Annotated in this window: 17 protein-coding genes and 1 pseudogene; 7 read left to right on the forward strand and 11 right to left on the reverse strand. The window is 65.9% G+C overall.

Going from position 1 to position 18,049, the window contains the following annotated elements; translation table 11 throughout:
* Window positions 1-499 precede the first annotated feature (499 nt).
* Both Pka01_RS37460 and Pka01_RS37465 read right to left on the reverse strand, forming a co-directional pair.
* Window positions 500-934, reverse strand: coding sequence for a VOC family protein (locus Pka01_RS37460; RefSeq protein WP_203887750.1), 435 nt, complete (start codon window positions 932-934; stop codon window positions 500-502).
* A gap of 384 nt (window positions 935-1,318) precedes the next feature.
* Complete coding sequence (locus Pka01_RS37465; RefSeq protein ID WP_203887838.1) at window positions 1,319-1,636, reverse strand: hypothetical protein; 318 nt, start codon at window positions 1,634-1,636, stop codon at window positions 1,319-1,321.
* Between Pka01_RS37465 and Pka01_RS41705 the strand changes: the two genes are divergently transcribed.
* Both Pka01_RS41705 and Pka01_RS37475 read left to right on the forward strand, forming a co-directional pair.
* Window positions 1,553-2,101: a hypothetical protein gene (locus tag Pka01_RS41705; protein ID WP_373318239.1), complete on the forward strand. Its 549-nt coding sequence runs from the start codon at window positions 1,553-1,555 to the stop codon at window positions 2,099-2,101. The two genes, Pka01_RS37465 and Pka01_RS41705, sit on opposite strands and share 84 nt — an antisense overlap.
* Entirely contained in the window at window positions 2,011-2,361 is a 351-nt protein-coding gene (locus Pka01_RS37475) for a hypothetical protein (RefSeq protein ID WP_203887839.1), read from the forward strand. The genes Pka01_RS41705 and Pka01_RS37475 overlap by 91 nt, the downstream gene beginning before the upstream one ends.
* Window positions 2,362-2,521: 160 nt before the next feature.
* Here Pka01_RS37475 and Pka01_RS37480 read toward each other — a convergent pair whose 3' ends face one another.
* Window positions 2,522-4,831, reverse strand: a complete 2,310-nt coding sequence (locus Pka01_RS37480) for a LuxR C-terminal-related transcriptional regulator (protein ID WP_203887752.1) — start codon at window positions 4,829-4,831, stop codon at window positions 2,522-2,524.
* 186 nt (window positions 4,832-5,017) lie between these two features.
* On the opposite strand from Pka01_RS37480, the gene Pka01_RS37485 reads away from it, so the two are divergent.
* Window positions 5,018-5,989, forward strand: coding sequence for an NAD(P)-dependent alcohol dehydrogenase (locus Pka01_RS37485; RefSeq protein WP_203887753.1), 972 nt, complete (start codon window positions 5,018-5,020; stop codon window positions 5,987-5,989).
* Window positions 5,990-6,473: 484 nt separating this feature from the next.
* Here Pka01_RS37485 and Pka01_RS37490 read toward each other — a convergent pair whose 3' ends face one another.
* Window positions 6,474-7,898, reverse strand: a complete 1,425-nt coding sequence (locus tag Pka01_RS37490) for an MFS transporter (RefSeq protein WP_203887754.1) — start codon at window positions 7,896-7,898, stop codon at window positions 6,474-6,476.
* Window positions 7,895-8,488, reverse strand: coding sequence for an ArsR/SmtB family transcription factor (locus tag Pka01_RS37495; RefSeq protein WP_203887755.1), 594 nt, complete (start codon window positions 8,486-8,488; stop codon window positions 7,895-7,897). The genes Pka01_RS37490 and Pka01_RS37495 overlap by 4 nt, the downstream gene beginning before the upstream one ends.
* A 253-nt stretch (window positions 8,489-8,741) precedes the next feature.
* Here Pka01_RS37495 and Pka01_RS37500 point away from each other — a divergent pair, with 253 nt between their 5' ends.
* A complete protein-coding gene (locus tag Pka01_RS37500; protein ID WP_203887756.1) occupies window positions 8,742-9,128 on the forward strand; it encodes a hypothetical protein in 387 nt (128 codons plus the stop codon).
* Here Pka01_RS37500 and Pka01_RS37505 read toward each other — a convergent pair.
* The gene (locus tag Pka01_RS37505) at window positions 9,125-10,210 is read right to left on the reverse strand and encodes a DUF5937 family protein (RefSeq protein ID WP_239116103.1); all 1,086 of its coding nucleotides are present in this window, start codon (window positions 10,208-10,210) and stop codon (window positions 9,125-9,127) included. The genes Pka01_RS37500 and Pka01_RS37505 overlap by 4 nt on opposite strands.
* A 100-nt stretch (window positions 10,211-10,310) precedes the next feature.
* Between Pka01_RS37505 and Pka01_RS37510 the strand changes: the two genes are divergently transcribed.
* Window positions 10,311-11,495, forward strand: coding sequence for an MFS transporter (locus Pka01_RS37510; RefSeq protein WP_203887757.1), 1,185 nt, complete (start codon window positions 10,311-10,313; stop codon window positions 11,493-11,495).
* Window positions 11,496-11,809: 314 nt separating this feature from the next.
* Here Pka01_RS37510 and Pka01_RS37515 read toward each other — a convergent pair whose 3' ends face one another.
* The 3 genes and pseudogenes from Pka01_RS37515 to Pka01_RS37530 all read right to left on the reverse strand — a co-directional run bounded on the left by Pka01_RS37515 (window position 11,810) and on the right by Pka01_RS37530 (window position 14,210).
* Entirely contained in the window at window positions 11,810-12,328 is a 519-nt protein-coding gene (locus Pka01_RS37515) for a ribonuclease FAU-1 family protein (protein ID WP_203887758.1), read from the reverse strand.
* A gap of 89 nt (window positions 12,329-12,417) precedes the next feature.
* A pseudogene (locus Pka01_RS41710) lies at window positions 12,418-13,590 on the reverse strand (histidine phosphatase family protein).
* Between the two features lie 227 nt (window positions 13,591-13,817).
* A complete protein-coding gene (locus Pka01_RS37530; RefSeq protein WP_203887760.1) occupies window positions 13,818-14,210 on the reverse strand; it encodes an ester cyclase in 393 nt (130 codons plus the stop codon).
* A 188-nt stretch (window positions 14,211-14,398) separates the two neighbouring features.
* Between Pka01_RS37530 and Pka01_RS37535 the strand changes: the two genes are divergently transcribed.
* Complete coding sequence (locus Pka01_RS37535) at window positions 14,399-15,244, forward strand: helix-turn-helix transcriptional regulator (protein WP_203887761.1); 846 nt, start codon at window positions 14,399-14,401, stop codon at window positions 15,242-15,244.
* 300 nt (window positions 15,245-15,544) lie between these two features.
* Window positions 15,545-16,135 carry a histidine phosphatase family protein gene (locus Pka01_RS37540; RefSeq protein ID WP_203887762.1) on the forward strand — a complete coding sequence of 197 codons (591 nt, stop codon included), beginning with the start codon at window positions 15,545-15,547 and terminating at the stop codon, window positions 16,133-16,135.
* A gap of 405 nt (window positions 16,136-16,540) precedes the next feature.
* On the opposite strand, the gene Pka01_RS37545 is transcribed toward Pka01_RS37540, so the two are convergent.
* Together Pka01_RS37545 and Pka01_RS37550 are read right to left on the reverse strand one after the other, a co-directional pair.
* The gene (locus Pka01_RS37545) at window positions 16,541-17,461 is read right to left on the reverse strand and encodes a DUF6891 domain-containing protein (protein ID WP_203887763.1); all 921 of its coding nucleotides are present in this window, start codon (window positions 17,459-17,461) and stop codon (window positions 16,541-16,543) included.
* 93 nt (window positions 17,462-17,554) lie between these two features.
* Window positions 17,555-17,947 carry a MerR family transcriptional regulator gene (locus Pka01_RS37550; protein ID WP_203887764.1) on the reverse strand — a complete coding sequence of 131 codons (393 nt, stop codon included), beginning with the start codon at window positions 17,945-17,947 and terminating at the stop codon, window positions 17,555-17,557.
* Window positions 17,948-18,049 lie beyond the last annotated feature (102 nt).

Genomic DNA, 18,049 nt, shown 5'->3' on the forward strand with positions numbered 1-18,049 from the left:
CGCGGCGCGCCGCCGTACCTCCGGCCCTCCGCCCGCCGTCCGGGCGTGCGACCTGGGGGCCGGTCCCGGACGGCGGCGGGACACCGGGCCGGGCACGCACGCCGGCCCCGCCGCACTTCCCGAACGCGCCGACCGGGGTTGCCGCGCCGCCGCACAGATGCAGCCCTACGATCGCCACTGCATGGCTGGACGCCGCACATGGTTGGGGGCGATAGATGATCCAGGGTTCGTTCCTCACCCTGGCTCACCGAGGAACGTGGCTGATCACTGCGTGCAGTCGCCCGGCTCAGCCCGCTGGGCCACGCCCACGTGAATTTCCTGGGTCGCTATGCCATCGCTTCGTCCGGGCCTTCCGAGGGACTGCGCGAGCTCGGCAAGATCCCCGATCTTCCCGAGATCAACAGCGGCGCGGTGCGAAGGGAGAGCTGACGGACAGCCTTCCCCGTGGGAGCCGATCAGCGAGTCAGGTCTGTGTCGCGTTCAACGAGGTAGACGTTCGTCAGCCCAGGCAGAACTCGTTGCCCTCAATGTCCTGCATCACGAGGCACGATTCGTTTTCTTCATCGGCGGGCAGGAGTCGCACGCGTTTCGCGCCGAGAGGGATCAATCGTGCGCATTCGGCCTCGAGGGTTGCCAGGCGCTCTGCACCGACGAGTCCGGTGCCGACCCGCACGTCAAGGTGCAGCCGATTCTTGGCGACCTTGCCTTCGGGGACGCGCTGGAAGTACAGCCGCGGACCGACACCCGAGGGGTCGCTGCAAGCGAACCATGAGTCCCGCTGCTCGGGCGGCAGCGTGCGATTGAAGTCGTCCCAACTGGCGAACCCCTCAGGCGGTGCCGGCGCGACATACCCCAACACCTCGCACCAGAAGCGACCGACACGCTCAGGTGAAGCGCAATCGAAGGCGACTTGAATCTGCTTAACGGATACCATGGGAAAATACTCCCATAGATCACTATGCATACCGTAATCGCCCACTGTGCACCCCGGCCGGATTGGCGAAGTTCTTCGCGATCACATCTACATGGTTGGCGAGCACTTCGCTGCGGGTGTGCCTATCGAGCAGTTCGCCCCGGAGGACGAGAGGCGACTAGCAGAGTCATGTGTGATCTCGACAAGGCGATCGGGGGCCGCGGATGCGTGGCGTGCGCCATGGGTGGCTTGTGTCATTAGCTCTGCACCGGCCGAGGCGATCGGCGTGCCATTAGCGTGCCATTAGGCGGCGTCAGAGGTGGCCACCGGGGGAGGGGTCGGCTAGGTAGACCCGCAGGTCAGCGCCCCGCAAAGTAGCGCTCTCGGCTCTTTACAAGCGAGGGGTCACTGGTTCGAACCCAGTACCGCCCACCAGGCAAAACGCACCTTCTCTGATCTTGTTTTCCCGGGCTGAGTGACGAACTGAGTGACTATGCCTCGAAGAGGCTGTTCATCTTTTGTGAGCGCCGGGCGGATCTGCTTGCGGTAGACGGTCTCGGTGGCCACGGTGTCCCGGTGGCTGGCGGGGCATGAGGTGTGCCGATCTGATGGGGCCACCCAACCGTCCACGACCTCACCATCGCCGACACCCACACCTACTACGTGCTCGCTGGCAACACCCCGGTACTGGTTCACAACTGTGACCGGGTTCAATTCGCGCATGGGACTAGTAGGGCTTCTTCGGCAAATATTCGAGCTAACGGGCTAAGCCAGAGTGACGGGCTCGCCAATCTAAATTGCTCACAGCATCCTGGATCATTCTTCACTAGCCGACTGGATCCAATTGATGGAAATCCAGCTGTTAGCAATGCGGCGAGTTGGAGGGCTCGGGCTGCGCGAAGTGCTGGAGATGACGGCGTGAGTGTTATGGTGTTCAGCTTGCCGAAATCGATTGTTAGGCAACTAGAAGAAGCCGGTCACCTCACTGACCATCCTGCAATCTTCGAGCCAGTCTTCCATCCCGATGGGTTTGCCCTGTTCAACCGGCATGTTCGATGGGATGATGCGTTTGAGATTCCCTCGGGTAACATCATGATATGGCAGGGTACTCCATGGATCGAATCAGGAAGATCGCTTTTCCTGTGCCGGTTCGGCGCGGAGCATGGTGGGTGCATTCGTGGACGGTGACAGTCCCGATTGGGTTTTCCCTCGATGGCTGTACCATTCCGGAGCCACTACAAGACAGTGAAGGGGGGATGGTTGTTCTGGTCGTTTCGGCGGCTCAGGGAGCAATTCGGTTGGATTGCTTCGAGAAGAACGAGATCATCTCCCCGGCGGCTCTGATCTATGTATCGCAGATTGTTCATGCAGTCAGGTCGGATGCCGGCAACGGCGTGTTGGTCGATGGCGATGCTGATCACCCTCTCTTTTTCGTAGTCAGAGGCTGATGGTGTCGCTGATCACTCAACGTGTCTCTCCGCAGGGTGACGCATCATCTTCATCGAATGCGCCCCCAGGATGCTCACGCCAGTCGTGGCCACCGCCGCCGCCTCCCGCCGAGCCAGCTCCAGGTCACCACTCCCTCAAGGTGACGCACCCGGTAATCCGCTACTGATTCGACGACGCCGTCCAGACGGCGATCTGCGTGCGCGAGTTAAACCCGAGCTTGTTCAGGATGTTGCGGACGTGGCTGTCGACGGTGTGCTCGGATATAAACAGGCGCGCGCCGATCTGCTTGTTGCTCAGGCCGTCGGCGACCAGCCGCGCGACTTCTGCTTCCCGCTTCCCGAGTGGTGCCGCAGCCGCGTCGTCCGAAGCCGCAGCGGCGGCGTGAGCGGGCTCGCCAAGTGCCAGACCGACCGCGGCATCTCGGCTCAGGCGTTTTCCGGCCTTGTACTCGGCCTCGAACTCGGGTGCCCCCAGCGTCGCTGTCACCGACTCCTCGGCCTGGGTCAGTAGTGGAGCGAGAAATGACATGACGCTTGCGCCGACGCCCTTTCGCACGGTTTCGGCCGCCCCGAGCAGCCGCGCCGCGAGCCGCGTATGGCCGGAACTTGCGGCGTGGCAGCCCAAGGCGTCGAGCAGGCAGTACTGTGCCACCCGGTCGTCGATCCGGTGAGCGATCCTCAATGCCTCTGCGAACAGCGGCTTCGACTCATCAAGATCACCGGCGATCAGCGTGGCGAAACCCAGGTTCATCAGCATCATGCCGAGGCTGTAGAGGTCACCTGCTTCGCGGCTGAGACGCGCGCCCTCTGACGACGCGGATCTGACCGCGTCGAGATCGCCGTCGAACAGACCGTTGAGTGCTCGCGACTGGAGCAACATGAGCGTGGCCGGGAGGTCGTCAAGACCCGTTGTGACGGCTTGGGCGTCATCGACCAGGCGCCTAGTCCTGGTGCGATCACCGGCCATGTTCGCGGCGATCGATGCCAGGGAGAGCGATTGCGACAGCAGACTGAGCTGTCCCGCCTCTTCAGCCGCCGTCACCGCTCTTTCAAGCGCCGGCCTGGCAGCCGACGGATCGGACTGCAGCACAGCCAGGAATCCACGCATGAAGTAGGCCTGGGCGTGCGCCCGTGGATTGCCGTCTCCATCCGCGAGTAGCTCATCGAACCACCGAATGCCTTCGCTGGTCGCGCGGGTCATCCAATACCAGCCGAGGGAGTGGGCGAGGGCGATTCCGCCTGGAAAGTCCTTATGGGTCAGGCATCGCCGAAGGACTGATCGGACGTTGTCGATCTCCAGGTCCATCCATTCGAGCCATTCGGCAAGCCGATATCGAGCTTCGGCTGCGGATCGCTGACACCTCGATCTGTAGTACTCGGCGCATCGCCGTTGGATGGACTCCTCCTCGCCGGCCTCCCGCAGCTTGAGGCCGGCGTACTCGCGCATCGTCTCGTGCAGTCGGTAGCAGGCCAGGCTCTTGGCGTCTTCTTTCATCACCAGGGACTTGTCGACAAGCGACGTCAGCACGTCCAGTGCGCGCGTCGGAGGCACGTCGTCGGAGGTGCACACCGACTCGATGTCTTCGAGGGTGAACCTGCCGGCGAACACACACAACCGCCTCAGCAGCGTCTGCTCGCCCGCCGCCAGCAGGTCGTGGCTCCAGTCGATGGTGGTGCGCAGCGTTTGGTGACGAGGTAGCGCGGCGCGGCCTCCCCCGGTAAGCAGCCCGAACCGGTCGGTCAGGCGATCGAGGATCTGCTCGACGGTGAGGACCCGTGTCCTGACGGCCGCCAGTTCGATCGCCAGCGGCAGCCCGTCGAGGCGACGGCACAGATCGACCACGGCCGCCTGGTTCGCGGCGGTCAGCTGGAACCTGCCCGATCCGGCCGCGGCCCGTTCCGCGAACAGCATGACCGCCTCGTTCTCTCGTAACCGCGCGAGAGACGCGGCCGCGTGAGCCGAAGGCAGTTCCAGAGGTGGGACGGGGACCACATGCTCGCCCGGCACCGACAGCGGCTCCCGGCTGGTGGCGATCACGCGTACACTCGGTGCGGCCCTCATGATCTCCGTCATGAGCCGAGCGGCCGCTTCGAGCAGGTGCTCGCAATTGTCCATCACCAACAGCAGCTTCTTGTCCCGCAGGTACGCCCGCAGATGGGCCAAGGGTTCGGTCGCGGCCTGGTCTCGCAGGTCCAGGGCCGCCGTGACGACGTCGCCGACCCGTGCGGGATCGCGGACCTCGGCGAGCTCGACCAACCACGCGCCGCCGGGGAACCCGCGTCCGAGATCGGTCGCCATCCGGAGCGCGAGGCGTGTCTTGCCCACCCCACCGGGCCCGATGAGGCTGACCAGGCGGGCCTGGGTGAGCTTCTTCCTGACTTCTGCCAGCTCGCGGCGGCGGCCGATGAAGCTGGTCACTTCGGCCGGCAGGTTGCCGGAGGGGCGTGGGGGTCTGGCCATCGTTGCCATGGACACTACTACCGCCGCGAGCCCGCGAGAAGGACACCGCCGCCGGCCGTGCTAGCCACCCAATCACGAATTTCGGTGATTTCGTCCGTTCCGCGTGCCTCCTAGGCTGGCGATCACGACAGGAGGACGATGATGGAACGGATCACGGAAAGCCCTGCCCCGACTGCCGGCAAGTTGAGCGACACCATGAAGGCGATTCGCTACTACCGGTATGGCTCGCCCGACGTCCTGAATATCCAGGACGTCGACCTGCCCGTTGTGGGCGACGAGGACATACTGATCCGGGTGAAGGCGGCCTCCGTCAACCCGCTCGATTTCCATTTCATGAGAGGTACGCCGTACGCCGTCCGCGTATCCGCCGGACTGTCCCGGCCCAAGGCCAACGGGCTGGGTACAGACATGGCGGGATGCGTTGAGGCGGTGGGCGAGAAAGTCACCAAGTTTCAGTCCGGGGATGAGGTGTTCGGCGCCCGCGGCGGGACCTTCGCCGAGTACGTCAGCATCCACCAGGATCGGGCGGTGCTGCGCAAGCCGGCCAACCTGACGTTCGAGCAGGCGGCGTCGGTACCCATAGCGGCATTCACCGCATTGCAGGCTCTTCGCGACAAGGGGCGCATCCAGCCAGGGCACAAGGTTCTCGTCAACGGCGCCGCCGGGGGTGTGGGCACGTTCGCGGTTCAGATCGCCAGGGCGTACGGCGCCGAGGTGACCGGCGTGTGCAGCACCAGGAACGTGGAGATGGTTCACTCGATCGGCGCCCACCACGTCGTCGACTACACCCGCGACGACATCGCCCGCATCGGTCTGCGCTACGACCTGATCGTCGACATGGCCGGTAACCACACCATGTTCGAGATCAGGCGCCTACTCACTCCAAAGGGCGTGCTCGTGGCGGTCGGAGGACCGGTCAAGGGGCAGTGGATCGCACCTTTTACGGGTCCGATCAAGCTACTCGCGCTCTCCCTGGTCGTGAGCCAGACGCTGGCCCCCGTCCTGGCGAAGCAGAGCATCGACGACCTCATCGTCCTGCGCGAGTTCATCGAAGCCGGAAAGGTCACCCCGGTCATCGACCGGACGTACCCGCTCAGCGAGGTTCCCGACGCCATCCACTACCTCGAACAAGGACACGCCAGAGGAAAGGTCGTCATCACCGTATAAGCCGATCGGTCTCACCTGGCGTCCCACAGCGCGAACCACAAGAACAGATCGCGGCCCTCCCCGGGGATGCCTTGCGGTATCTGGCCGGAGTGCTGGACTTGATCGAGCTAGAGCCCTGGGCGGGTGGACCGCAAGCGCCGAGTAAGCCCGATGGCAACATGCGGGTCATGCCGTTCGGAGAACGTGGGCTCGTGACCTATCTGGTGCTGGAGCCTCAACGCGAGGTGTACATCGTCCGCGTGTAGTGGCTCTAGCTTGTCCCTGTACTGCGGCAGGGCTAGGTCACCGCCGCGTCGAGTGACATGAACCCGGTGTCACTGCTGACGAACGCCAACCGCGTACGTCAGGCATGTCCCGGGACAGGACAGCCAGGACAACGCCTGGTCTGCCGAATTGTGCTTATAAAGATCAAGGGCGGCGCTCCGCGCCGCCTCGCGGCCCTACGCCCGCTCGCCGGCCAGCCGGTCCCGGCCGGCGGCAGCATCTACCTCACGCTTCCTGCTCCGACTCCATCCTGGGCAGCGGCATGGGGTCCTTGCTCGGAAGACGCCCTCTGATCCCGATGAGGTGGTCCAGCTGATGCAGGAGGAGGGTCTGGCGGGTTGCGCGGGCCGGGCGGTGGCGTGCTCTGCCGCCCTTCGGCAGCCGAGGTGTCAGTCGCCGGCTCGTCGATGGTGGCGATGTGACGCACCGGTGAGGTGAGTAGCCACAGTACGGCGAGGACACCGCCAAGTCCGGCGACGACCAGCGTCGGTCGCAGGCCGATGGTGGTGCCCAACCACCCGCCGACCAGCGCTCCAAGCGGCCTGATCCCGTAGTTGACGGCGCTGTACGCGCCCGCCCGCCGTCCCCGCGCGTCGTCGGGCGTGACCGAGGTGAGCAGGGCGTTGAGGTTGACGTCCATCAGCATCACGCCCACGCTGGAGACCATCTCGATAGCCGCGAGCGCCGCGATTCGGGCCCAGGTCGGGCCGGACACGAACGCTGTCAGTGCCAAGGGAGCAGGAAAGAGAATCACTCCGATTATCGCGGTGCGGCCCAGCCCGATGGTGCGGGATAACCGAGGTGCCAGTGCCGCACCGGCCAGCCCACCGACGGCGCCGACGCCGAACGCGATGCCGATGGCGCCGGCCGACAGACCGAGCTCACGGCTTGCATACAGTACGAGCAGTGCGCTGGTCATGAGGGTGAAGAAGTTGACGGTGCTGGTGCAGCCGAGAACGGCGCGCATCACCGGATGACGCAGCACCAGGACGAGCCCGTCCCGGACCAGACCAAGAGTCGAGGACCGCGGTGGCGTCGGCCGGGCCTCGTCCACGGGAATTCGGCCGATCAACAGTGCGGAGCCGACGAAGGACATCGCGTCGACGAGGACCGCGACCGGGGCGGTGAGGGCCTGGATCAGACCGCCGCCAAGGGCCGGCCCAGCCGCGAACGAAGCTGCCCGGCTCAGACTCAGCTTGCTGTTCGCCTCTACATATGCCGACGGCGGGACCAGAGCGACGAAGAACGCCTGGCGCGCCATGCCGAACAGGACCGCAGCGGCCCCGGTGAGCAGGGCGACCAAATAGAGATGAGTCAGCGTGACTGCGTTCAGCAGGTAGGCCACCGGAAGGCTGAGCAGCACCGCCGCGCGGACGAGGTCGGCCACGATCAGCAGGCGGCGTTTGCGGGTCCGTTGGTCCACCCATGCGCCGACGAACATGCCCAGTAAGTTGGGTAGCCAGATCAGTGCGGTGAGGATGCTGACCTGTGCGGGCGTCGCGGCGAGTACGGTGACAGCGATCAGCGGCAGGGCCAGCTCGCTGATTCGGTCGCCGAACTGGGAAATGCTTTCCCCGACCCAGAAAGTTCGAAAACGCCGATTGTCGCGCAGGATCGACGGGGGCCTCGTGCCGGCGGCGATCATGAGGCGGCCGGGTCGTCGCCGGGCTCAGGCAGCAGATAGCGCAGCATCCGGACGAGCCGCGCACCGTCCGGCAACTGGCCGCCCTTACGCCGGACGTACGGCGCGAGCAGTGCCTCGATCGCTTCTTCGAGCTGCCGCAACTCTTCTGCAGTAACGGCGAACCGGGTATCGGCCAGCCCCGCCAGGGCTTGCCACTCCGGATCCAGCCGCGGCTCGTCGCGCAGCGACCACTGCACGGGCGCCTCCGCGGATCGGGCGAACATCGCGGCGCGCAGCTGCCGCGCCGCGTCCTGACCCTCTGCATCGTCGGGCATGGTGAACCGGAAGCCCTTACCCGCAGCCTGCCACCACCGCTCTCGCTTACTCGTCGCCCCGTCCCAGTCGGTGACGAGACCGAAGGAAGCGAGGTGCCTCAGGTGCCAGCTGACGACCGATGGTGTGGCACCAACGTGCGGTGCAAGCTGGGTGGCCGTCGCGGGGCCGTGTCGTTGTAGCCGATCAAGCAAAGCCAGCCGTACCGGATGAGCCAACGCCCGCAGCGCCTGCGGAGAAGTCAGCTCCATATCTCCGTACGGATTCGTGAGAGACATGTCTCGAAAGTAGTCTCTCAGATCGACGCGATCAAGCCCGCCCGTCACGCTGGTTGAGTGTCCCGGCCGTGCCCACCGAGTCAAGGGCGCCTGCGGCGTCGCTTCGCGATCAGCTTCGCTGACCCTTGACGCGGCGATCCCGGCCTGGGGATCGGCAGCTACGAGGAGGACGGGGGAGACCAGGGGACGGACCGCTCAAGGCATCTCGCCGCAGGTCCGAGTGTGATCGCCGGGCCATAAGCCGGATTGGTCGATGCTCAGCGACGCCTGCGGTTCGGCAGAGCATATTCCGGCACTTCTCGACCGGTTCAGGGACGATCCGAGCGGCGTATGGCCGGAACTGATGGATCATCTATGCCTGCAATTGGACCAGGCCTTCTCCGCGAGCTATGCCACTTTGCCCCGGCTGGCCGAGCTTGCGTCAGGCTGCGCCCCGGATGATCGGGTGTGGATACTGCAGGCGGCCGGAGCGATCATGGCCTGCGCCCACACCGGCGACGACATGTTCCAGACGTCCGCGGATTCAATTGCCGACCTGCATCGGCTCACTGATCAGTGCCTGGGCGAGATCAGGGATCCAGAAAGCTATGTCCATCTGCTGCAAGCCCTGTTGTCGTTCTGGCATACCGCAGGTGCTTAGCGCAGGACGGCCGCCAGCAGGTCTGTGCCCAGCGTCGTCATCTCGGGCAGGTTGAGGGTGTAGTGGACGTAGCGCCCGCGCCGCCGGGTTGTGAGCAGGCCCGCGCGGCGCAGGACGGCGAGGTGGCGGGAGACCTCCGGGGAAGAGAGCTCCCAGGCGTGTGCCAGTTCGCCGGTGGTGTGCGGGCCGCGGGCCAGGGTGCGCAGCAGACGCATTCGTACCGGATGTGCGAGTGCCTCCAGCCGGAGGGTGACCGTTTCCAGCGATACCGGCTCTGACGGACTCGGCTCGGCCACGGGGTACTGCACCACCGGCTGCCATCCAGGCGCGTGGATCACCACCAGGTGCGGGCGGCCGAAGCCACTGGGGATGAAGGTGACCCCGGTGCCGTGTGCGGCGGTTGCGTTGTCCTGCAGCTTGTCCACGATGATGCAGTCGCCGTCCGGTGCCAAGGTGACAGCGCCGGAGACCGAGGAGAGTGCCGCCCCGATGCCCTGGCGCTTCAGCAGGTCGTTCTTGAGACGCAGGTCGGTGGCCAGTTGCGCGGCGGCGCGCGTCCAGGCGGCGTCGAAGAACGCCTCTGCGCACTGTTCGAGGGTGTGGCGCACCCGCGCCCGCACCGCGGCCGGGTCCGCGAGCAGCCGCTCCGCGAATGCTTCTTGGAGTGCGCCGCGGGCCTGGGCCAGGTCCAGGGCCCGCTCACGCGCGGTTGCGTCAGAGAGCGGCGACGGCGCGCCGAAGTGGACCCGATTGCTGCCGCACGTGGTGGTGAGCGCGGCGGTCACGTAGGTCTCGTCGTCGATCCGGTCCACATCGTCCAACTCCTCGGCGAGGGTCTGCCGAGGTCGGGCGGGGACCAGGAAATCGGCTCGTGAGGAACGCCAGAGGAACTCCGCCTCCCGCAACCGCTCGGCCAGCTCCGGCCGCAGCTCGGACCAGACTTCCCCGGCCCAGCCGGCCAGCCGCGGGTGATGCCCGGGTTCGGCCAGGACGTGCAACATCGCGGTCAGCTCGGCCAGCGGGGAGGCGGCGAACCGCAGCCGCTCGGCCGGCAGCCCGGTGATGTCGATGCGCAGCGTCATCCCCCCATCATTGCTGGTCGGGCGGTTGGCGGCGGCGTCGGTTGACGATGTCCGTCAACCGACGTGCCGCATCCGGCCGCCCGACACAACCGTAGGCGCCATGGCAACCACCACCAGAATCCAGCCCCGCGCCCTCCTCCATGCCTCCGGAGGCCCCCGCTACGCCGTTGCCCTGGCCGTGGACGCGCTCGGCACCGGTCTGCTGCGGCCCTTTCTGCTGCTCTACGGAGTAACGGTGCTGAGGCTGTCCACGCCGGTCACCGGCACCGCCATGACGGCCGGCGTCGTCGCGGGCCTGGTGTGCATGCCTGTGGTGGGCCGATGGCTGGACCGGGGCGCACGCAGCACGGTTGTGGCGGCATCGATGCTGGTGCGGGTGCTGGGCGTGGCGCTGCTGCTGGCAGCCCCGAGCGGGAACGTCTGGCTGTTCGCGACAGCGGCGCTCTTCCTCGGCATCGGCAACCAGGCATGGCCGGCCGCCCACGCCGCCCTCGTGGCCACGGTCGCCCACGGCCGGGAACGCGACGTCGCACTCGCAGGGGGCCGTGCCCTGCGCAACGCCGGCCTGGGTGCTGGTGGACTCGTCGCCACCGCCTGCCTGGCGGGCGGAACCACCGCATTGAGAACGTTGGCAGGCGTGACCGGGCTCGCTTACCTCGCCGCGGCGGCCTTGGCGTGGTCGGTCCACGTGCACGCGCACCCGGCCGCTGCCGCGGCCAAGGACAGGGACGACGAGCCGACACCCCGGATGCGCGCGCTGCTGGCCGCCAACGTGATCTACGTCTTCTGCCTCAACGTCCCCGAAGTCGCCCTCCCTCTGGTCCTGGTGACGCAGATGCACGCCTCCCCGGTGTGGTCGGCGGCCATCTTCGTGGCCAACACGGTGCTGGTGGTCACCCTGCAGGTTCCGGTCACCGTCCTGACGTCACGCTTCCCCCGCCGGTCCGTACTGGCATTCGCCGGCTTGGTGCTCACCGCGTCCTACCTCGGCTTCCTCGCCGCCACCTCACTGGGACACGGCTGGGCTGCCCCGGCCATCGCCGCGGTGTCCGTGGTCTGCACCCTCGGCGAGATCATCTATGCAGGCAGCGCCACCGCGCTCGTCACCGCCCTCGCCCCGGCCCCTGCCCTGGGAGGCGCTCTCGCCCGCTTCCAGCTCTCCACGGGTTTCGGCCTCGCCGTCTCCCCAGCGGTCATCACCGCTCTCGCACCGCAGGGCCCGGCTGCCCTCTGGGGCAGCCTCGCCGCCGTGACTCTTCTCTCCGCCTCCGCCGTTAAACGCTGAGCATGGCTCGAGCATGATGCGCCACGGAACGGCCGCTACCGCCGAGAAGGAGCAAGGATCCCGCGGGGCGACAAGACCTGGCGTCAACTACTCGCTGATCGCGGGATCGAGCGGTAGGTGCACTCGATTGTCGAGCCCGATCCTGTCGCCCAAGACCAGATCGCAGCCCGCCCCGAGGATGCCTTGCGGTATCTGGTCGGAGTGCTGGACCTGATTGGGTTGGAGCCGTGGGCCGACGGACCGCAAGCGCCGAGTAAGCCCGATGGCAACATGCGGGTCATGCAACCAGGGGCCTCAGGGCTCTTGATTCAGCCTCATCCGCCGTCGAAGGGCGGCAGCTCAGCCAGGTTCAGAATGGCTGCTGGCGGGAAGTCCGGCCATGAGCTCGGCGGGTCTTGGTTCAGATTGCGCAGGTGCTTGTCGATGAAGCGCTGAGCATTGCGCAACACCCTGACTGTGGTGGCGGTATCGATGGTGCCGACCTCCAGTGCGTCAGCAAGCTCATCGAGATCCAGGACTTCGTAGCGCAGACTGACCGGGGGCACGAGGATGTCCGCGTAGAGGTCGTGGACAATCAGCTGCTTCGGGCCCGCTTCCTCCAGTTCGACCAGGTCGATGTACCAACCGCCTTCGAGTGCGTCGATGAAGGTGACCGGCTTTCTGATCTGTATCCCTTCGTCGGCGATTATGAAGCAGCGATCGGTCGTGGGTCGGCCGGGAACTCGCCACGGGGCAAGGATCTCAACGTCGTAGGCCACGATGTTGTCGCCGGTTCGGACACCAGAGCACCATTGCCCAGTGCGGTGGTGGACACGTACCTCTTCAACGATCATGAATCGCAGTATGAATGCGGCGGACGCTTCGCGGTGGGTCGGTGCCAGACGGGATGGACAGGGATAGACGTACGCGAAGCACGGGCGTATCAGCCGGCTTTGGCGAAGTCGAGATGGCGGGTGTCACCGAGGTTGACGACCGTGCGGTTGTGGAAGAAGTCGTCTTCGTGCAGCGTGGTGATGCTGCCGGATGGCACCCGGAAACTGGCATGGCCGACCGCCGTGATCGGCATCTTGATCCATGACGTCACGACGAACGTCAGGGAGCCACCGTGCGTCACGATGATCTGGTGTTCGCAGGGGCGCCGCAAGATCTCGTCCATGGCCGCGTAGATGCGCTGCGCCAACGCCGCCTTGGTCTCGGCACCCTCCACGCCCTCGTCGTGTTCCAACCGCTCCCCGGCAGCCGGCGGCGGGACGAATCGTTGGTCCAGCCATTCCTGTGGCCTTCCCCCCGCCTCTCCGTAAGATTTCTCCCGCAGTCTGTGGTCCAGGAGCGATTTCACGCCGAACAGTTCGGCCACCTTCTCGGCCGTTTGCCGGGTGCGCCGCAGATCCGAGGAGAACAGCTCCACATCGACGCCGCCTGGGATCTGGGCCCGTAGCGCCTGGGCAATGGAGGCCGCCGCGCTGAGGCCGGCTGGTGTCAGCTGCGAATCATGCCAGCCGCCGACAACCCTCTCGACGTGGTGCGTCGCCTCTGGATGGGTGACGGCGTAAATGGTGCGCATGAGTGAGCTCTTTCTGTGGGGGCTGGTTTCGAGTGATCTTAAGAGTGGTCCACGAGCTTTTTGAATTTGGATGATCATGCTCTGTCGCTGATCGTGGTATCGATACAGGCGCGTGACCAGCGTCGCGGCAGGCTAGGCGATCACGTATGAACGGGGTGCGGATGGTGCCGCCGGCCTCTTGGTATCCCTTGTCGGCGAACGCCTTCATGTTGCTGCTGGTGAGTGCGTCGATGAGGCCGAGCGTCGAGAAGCTCGGACGGCGGCAGCGTGTAAGTCGTCAGCGAGGGCTGCCAGGAGGTCGACCGACTCCCGCACATAGCGCCAGGCTGTCGTGGTGCCGATGCCGAACCCAGCGGCCAGGCGGGCGTAGGTGTCCCCGTTGCGCAGGTGGGCCAGAACCAGCAGCGCTTGCCGGCCCGGATCCAGGCGCCGCCACCGGCATCGACGTTGGGCACGCTGAGCGCGGATGAGATCAGCCAGGCGGACGAGCGTGCGGTTCGGCAGCGGAATCGCGGCAGGGTACGACAGCAACGAGGCTCCCGGTCGGGGCATCGGATCTTGGTCGACTGCTGTCTTACCGGGGGCCTCCCCTCACCCCGTATCTGGCCTCACTCCCATCACCGTGACCAGCATGATCACGATGGAAAAGGCTCACTTGGAAGTGGCCGCCGGAGTGACGGCGACGATCTCGCGTCACTCCGGCGGGGGCATGGGCGTTGGCGGACACCGAGGTCACCCTGCGGGGGACCGATCGTGGGTCAGCCGACGAGCTGCTGCCGCAGTGCGTCGACGTCCATCATGTACCACATGACCTTGAATCGGCCGTCCACGACCTCGTAAAACGCGGTCTCGGCGACGGAGATGCTCGCTCCGTTGGGGGCCAGACCGTTCCACTCCGCCACCGGCGTTCCGGTGTCGAGCGCGCGAGCAGCGATGTGACCGCCCTCCACGAGAAGTTCCTGGACCTCCCAGTGGATGTCCGGGACGGCATCGGTGTGCTTGCGGAACTCGGTGATGATGGCTTCACGGGCAACCGGAGTGCCGCCCAGGATGACCTCGTCGTGAAGGAGCTCGCGCATCCCGTCGAAGTCACGCGTGTTCGCCATCTCCACGTACCGCCCGTAGAACTCGCGCAGCTCCTCCGCAGACATGCCTGTACTCATCGTCAATCTCTCCACTCTGTTGGTAGCCACACCCGTGGTGACGGGTTGATCCGGCCGGCCCCAGAACGGGGCCGCGATCCGATACTTACCTGTCCGCACACCAGGCGAAATGGACCTGCCGAGCCTCGTACTGGCAGGGCGACCCTGTGCCTGCCGCGCGGACCTAGAGTGAGGTTGTGGTTTCAGATTCGAACGAGCTCGCGTGCAGCCTGCGCCTCTGGCGCGGCCGAGTGTCACCCGCCGAGGTAGGCCTTCCGGAGGGCGGCCGGCGCCGCGTGCTCGGCCTGCGCCGGCAGGAGGTCGCCCAGCTTTCCGGGTTGTCGGTCGAATACCTCGCCCGCCTGGAGCAGGGCCGCGCGATCCACCCGTCGCCGTCGGTGCTCATGTCGCTCGCCCGGGTGCTGCGGCTTTCTGACCAGGAGCGCGCACATCTCTTCCGCGTCGCGGATCAGGCCGAGCCGGCCCACGGGAGCATCAAGCGTCACATCACGCCGAGCGTGCAGCGGATCCTGGACCGCCTGACCGACCTGCCCGTCCAGGTCGTCGACGCCTCGTGGCAGTGCATCACGTCCAACCCGCTCGCGTATGCCCTGGCCGGCGACACGTCGGCACTGCCGATGCGTGAGCGGAACCTCGCCTGGACCGTCTTCACCGGCGCTCCAACACGCTATATCCGCACCGAGGCCGAGGAACGCCTGCTCCGCCTGGAACTGGTCTCCGATCTGCGCGAGGCTCGAAGCCGCTATCCGAAGGACAAGCTGCTCGGCGACCTCATCGACGATCTGCTGGAAGTCAGCACAGACTTCGCCGACCTGTGGGAGCAGCGCCTGGCCGCCCCCCAGCCCGGCTTGAGCAGTCGGACGTTCCTGCACCCCGAGGTCGGACCGATCACAATGGACAGCGACTTCCTCACTGTACGTGACACCGACCTCCGGTTGATCGTCTACACCAGCGCGCAGGACAGCGAGGCGGCCGGGCAGCTCGACCTGCTGGCGACGATCGGCCTGCAGCCGTTCAGCTGACCGGGTTGGGTGATCAGGTTCTGTCGTCTGCGCTGCGCGAGGTTCAGGTTCAGTGTTCGTTCGTAACAAGGATGATCAGCACCTGGACTGGATCCCTCGGCAACGCCAGATCGTCCTCCTGATGACCAAATGTCGGCATTAGCACGATGAATAGAACTTCAGATACGACAACCCCCTGAGTGTAACTGTTGGTAGCAGATCGCCACTTTCGGTAGCAATTTCGGGTGCTCCCTGTCAGGAGGGTTTCGCTCTCAGGTGGTCGCAACGCGCGCAATCACACCGTGAGATAGTGTCCCGCGAATGGGTGAATTGATCTTGATCCGGCACGGTGAAACCGCATGGAGCAGGACGGGCCAGTACGCCGGCCGCACCGACCTTCCGATGACCGACGCGGGTGTCGCCGCGGCCAAAGCACTCGCCCCGGCAATGGCCCGCCGCCAACTGGTCGCGGTGTTCAGCAGCCCGCTGAGCCGCGCCATGCAGACGGCCGAACTAGCGGGCCTGACCGACGTCGAACCCGATCCAGACCTGCTGGAGTGGGACTACGGCGGCTACGAGGGCATGACCGAAGCGCAAATCCGGGAAATCAAGCCAGGCTGGCACTTGTGGCGGGACGGCGTCATCCCCGGCGACGCCAACCATCCCGGCGAGCAGCTGCACCAGGTCGCCACGCGCACGGACGCAGTGCTCGACCGGGTCCGGCCGTTACTGCACGATGGCGACGTTGCCCTCATCGCTCACGGTCACCTGCAGCGAGTGCTCACCGCACGCTGGCTCGGCCTCGACCCCTCAGCCGCTCGGCTGTTTCGCCACCCACATCCGGGCACCCTCAGCGCCTTGGGCACCGAGCATGAACAGCCAGTCATCTCCGCCTGGAACAACGTCCCGTAGCTGCAGCCCGCAGGCGCGCCCAGTTCCGTTCCAGTTTCCGTCCTAGAAGCAGTCATGGATGGTGTGCGTGCTGATCCCGCCCCCTTCTCGGTTGACTTACAAGCGAGGGGACCCTGGTACTGCGGCGAGCTGAGTCACCGGCGCATCGATGCCACGTACTGGGTGTCACTGGAGATGCTGACGAACGCCAACCGCGTACGTCAGGCATGTCCCGGGACAGGACAACCAGGACAACGCCTGGTCTGCCGAATTGTGCTTATAAAGATCAAGGGCGGCGCTTCGCGGCCTCACGCCCGCTCGGCGGCCGGGCATGCGGCCTGGGGACCGGTCCTTGCCGCCGTCGGCGACTCGGGCCGCCGACTCAAGACGGACCAGGTCCTAGGAGACGCCGGAAGCCACGCACCCCTAGCCGACGAGTCGTCTGCGCCAGTCCAGCGGTGTGATCGTGATGGCCTGCCGGGGGTCCCCATTCCACTCCACCGACAGCCCGCTCTCCTCAAGCGCCGCCACGACCTCCCGGCCGATAGTTGCCGTCGTCTCCGGCGAACCGTCGAACCCGCCGTACAAGAGCGCCAGTCCATGGCCGCCCGCAGCCGCGTCTGTGCACTGGGAGTGGAAGTAGACAAAGCCACGGGCGTCCGAAGGGCCCACTCCGCCGATCTCCGCCTGACCACACGAACGGCAACAGGTGAAGTCCTCCCGTGCCGTGACGCCGGCCGTCTCCAGCGCCGTGAAAGCCCGGGTGAGCCGCTCCGGGTCCGTCTCGCCCTCCCAGGCGGCTTGTTCCTCAACGCGCTCCAGCCACATCCGGTCGGCCAATTGCCGCGCCTGCTCGGGCGAGACCGGCCGGTAGTCTCCAGAGACGAGATAGTCCTGCGCGATCTCGGAAAGTTGTGCTCGCGTGACATAGCCGCCAACCAGCACCTCACGGACGCGTTTTTCAAGCTGCTCGCGCTCGCCCTCGTCGAGATCAAGCGGGGGCACCGGATCCGGCGCCGGCCCCAGGTCCACCGGCACCCAGTCCAACCCAGAGTTCCAGCCGCGGTCCGCGCGAGCCCAGCCGGTCATCGCCGCGATCACCGGCTCTGGTCCGTCGAGCATCACCTCGAAGTGCCGGTCGGGCGCGCCGTCGCGGTACTCCAGCGTGTAGACGGCCCCTGCCTGGTGCCACACCTGGATGAAGACATCGGGCAGATCGGGGATCCGCTGAACAACGAGGAACTTGTCGTCCTCGGCCCCAATCCGGCGGACGAGACCGGCCAACTCCTGTGCGGCTATCCGGACGTGCCGCTGCCCGTCCTCAGTCTCTACCGTGATCGCAAGCATGCTGCTCACTCTGACATAGGCGACCAACAACGCAGGGCGGCGCCCTCCCCGTCGAGGTCGGTGCCGCGTGACCAACGCGAGATGCTCGTCAAATCATGACGTGGCCCTGCTCTGGATGTTCGCCGCCTTGACGCTAAGAACCGTGTCGAGGTAGCCGGCGATTGCGTCTCTGTTGCGGGTCAGGGACTCGATGCGTTCGGACAGCCGAGCTTGTTCGCACTGCAGTGTGGCGATCATTTCGGGTGTCACGTTGGGGACGTAGATGGTCTGCGGCTTGTCCAGGCACGGCAGGAGCTGCTGAATGATTCGGGTCGGCAGTCCGGCATCGAGCAGTCCCTTGATCTGCAGCACGACGTCCACATGTGACTCTTTGTACTCACGGTAACCATTGAGAGCGCGGCTGGATGTGATCAGCCCCTGCTCCTCGTAGTAGCGCAGTAGCCGGCGGGATACGCCGGTACGCTCCGCGAGCTTTCCGATTCTCATGTGCTCAAGCCTACGCCTTGACCTTCACATCAATGTGAGTGTTTAAGACTCGCTGGGTGGACCGGGAACAGCCGAAATCTGCCCTCCGCTGGGAAAACGGGG

The organism is Planotetraspora kaengkrachanensis (genome assembly GCF_016862895.1).
GTDB lineage: Bacteria > Actinomycetota > Actinomycetes > Streptosporangiales > Streptosporangiaceae > Planotetraspora > Planotetraspora kaengkrachanensis.

What these genes read in the sequence shown, in the direction of transcription:
- Pka01_RS37460 (WP_203887750.1), bottom strand. Translation starts at nt 934, where the DNA reads ATGGTATCCGTTAAGCAGATTCAAGTCGCCTTCGATTGCGCTTCACCT.
- Pka01_RS37465 (WP_203887838.1), bottom strand. Translation starts at nt 1,636, where the DNA reads ATGCGCGAATTGAACCCGGTCACAGTTGTGAACCAGTACCGGGGTGTT.
- Pka01_RS37475 (WP_203887839.1), top strand. Translation starts at nt 2,011, where the DNA reads ATGGCAGGGTACTCCATGGATCGAATCAGGAAGATCGCTTTTCCTGTG.
- Pka01_RS37480 (WP_203887752.1), bottom strand. Translation starts at nt 4,831, where the DNA reads ATGGCAACGATGGCCAGACCCCCACGCCCCTCCGGCAACCTGCCGGCC.
- Pka01_RS37485 (WP_203887753.1), top strand. Translation starts at nt 5,018, where the DNA reads ATGAAGGCGATTCGCTACTACCGGTATGGCTCGCCCGACGTCCTGAAT.
- Pka01_RS37490 (WP_203887754.1), bottom strand. Translation starts at nt 7,898, where the DNA reads ATGATCGCCGCCGGCACGAGGCCCCCGTCGATCCTGCGCGACAATCGG.
- Pka01_RS37495 (WP_203887755.1), bottom strand. Translation starts at nt 8,488, where the DNA reads ATGTCTCTCACGAATCCGTACGGAGATATGGAGCTGACTTCTCCGCAG.
- Pka01_RS37500 (WP_203887756.1), top strand. Translation starts at nt 8,742, where the DNA reads ATGCTCAGCGACGCCTGCGGTTCGGCAGAGCATATTCCGGCACTTCTC.
- Pka01_RS37505 (WP_239116103.1), bottom strand. Translation starts at nt 10,210, where the DNA reads ATGACGCTGCGCATCGACATCACCGGGCTGCCGGCCGAGCGGCTGCGG.
- Pka01_RS37510 (WP_203887757.1), top strand. Translation starts at nt 10,311, where the DNA reads ATGGCAACCACCACCAGAATCCAGCCCCGCGCCCTCCTCCATGCCTCC.
- Pka01_RS37515 (WP_203887758.1), bottom strand. Translation starts at nt 12,328, where the DNA reads ATGATCGTTGAAGAGGTACGTGTCCACCACCGCACTGGGCAATGGTGC.
- Pka01_RS37530 (WP_203887760.1), bottom strand. Translation starts at nt 14,210, where the DNA reads ATGTCTGCGGAGGAGCTGCGCGAGTTCTACGGGCGGTACGTGGAGATG.
- Pka01_RS37540 (WP_203887762.1), top strand. Translation starts at nt 15,545, where the DNA reads ATGGGTGAATTGATCTTGATCCGGCACGGTGAAACCGCATGGAGCAGG.
- Pka01_RS37545 (WP_203887763.1), bottom strand. Translation starts at nt 17,461, where the DNA reads ATGCTTGCGATCACGGTAGAGACTGAGGACGGGCAGCGGCACGTCCGG.
- Pka01_RS37550 (WP_203887764.1), bottom strand. Translation starts at nt 17,947, where the DNA reads ATGAGAATCGGAAAGCTCGCGGAGCGTACCGGCGTATCCCGCCGGCTA.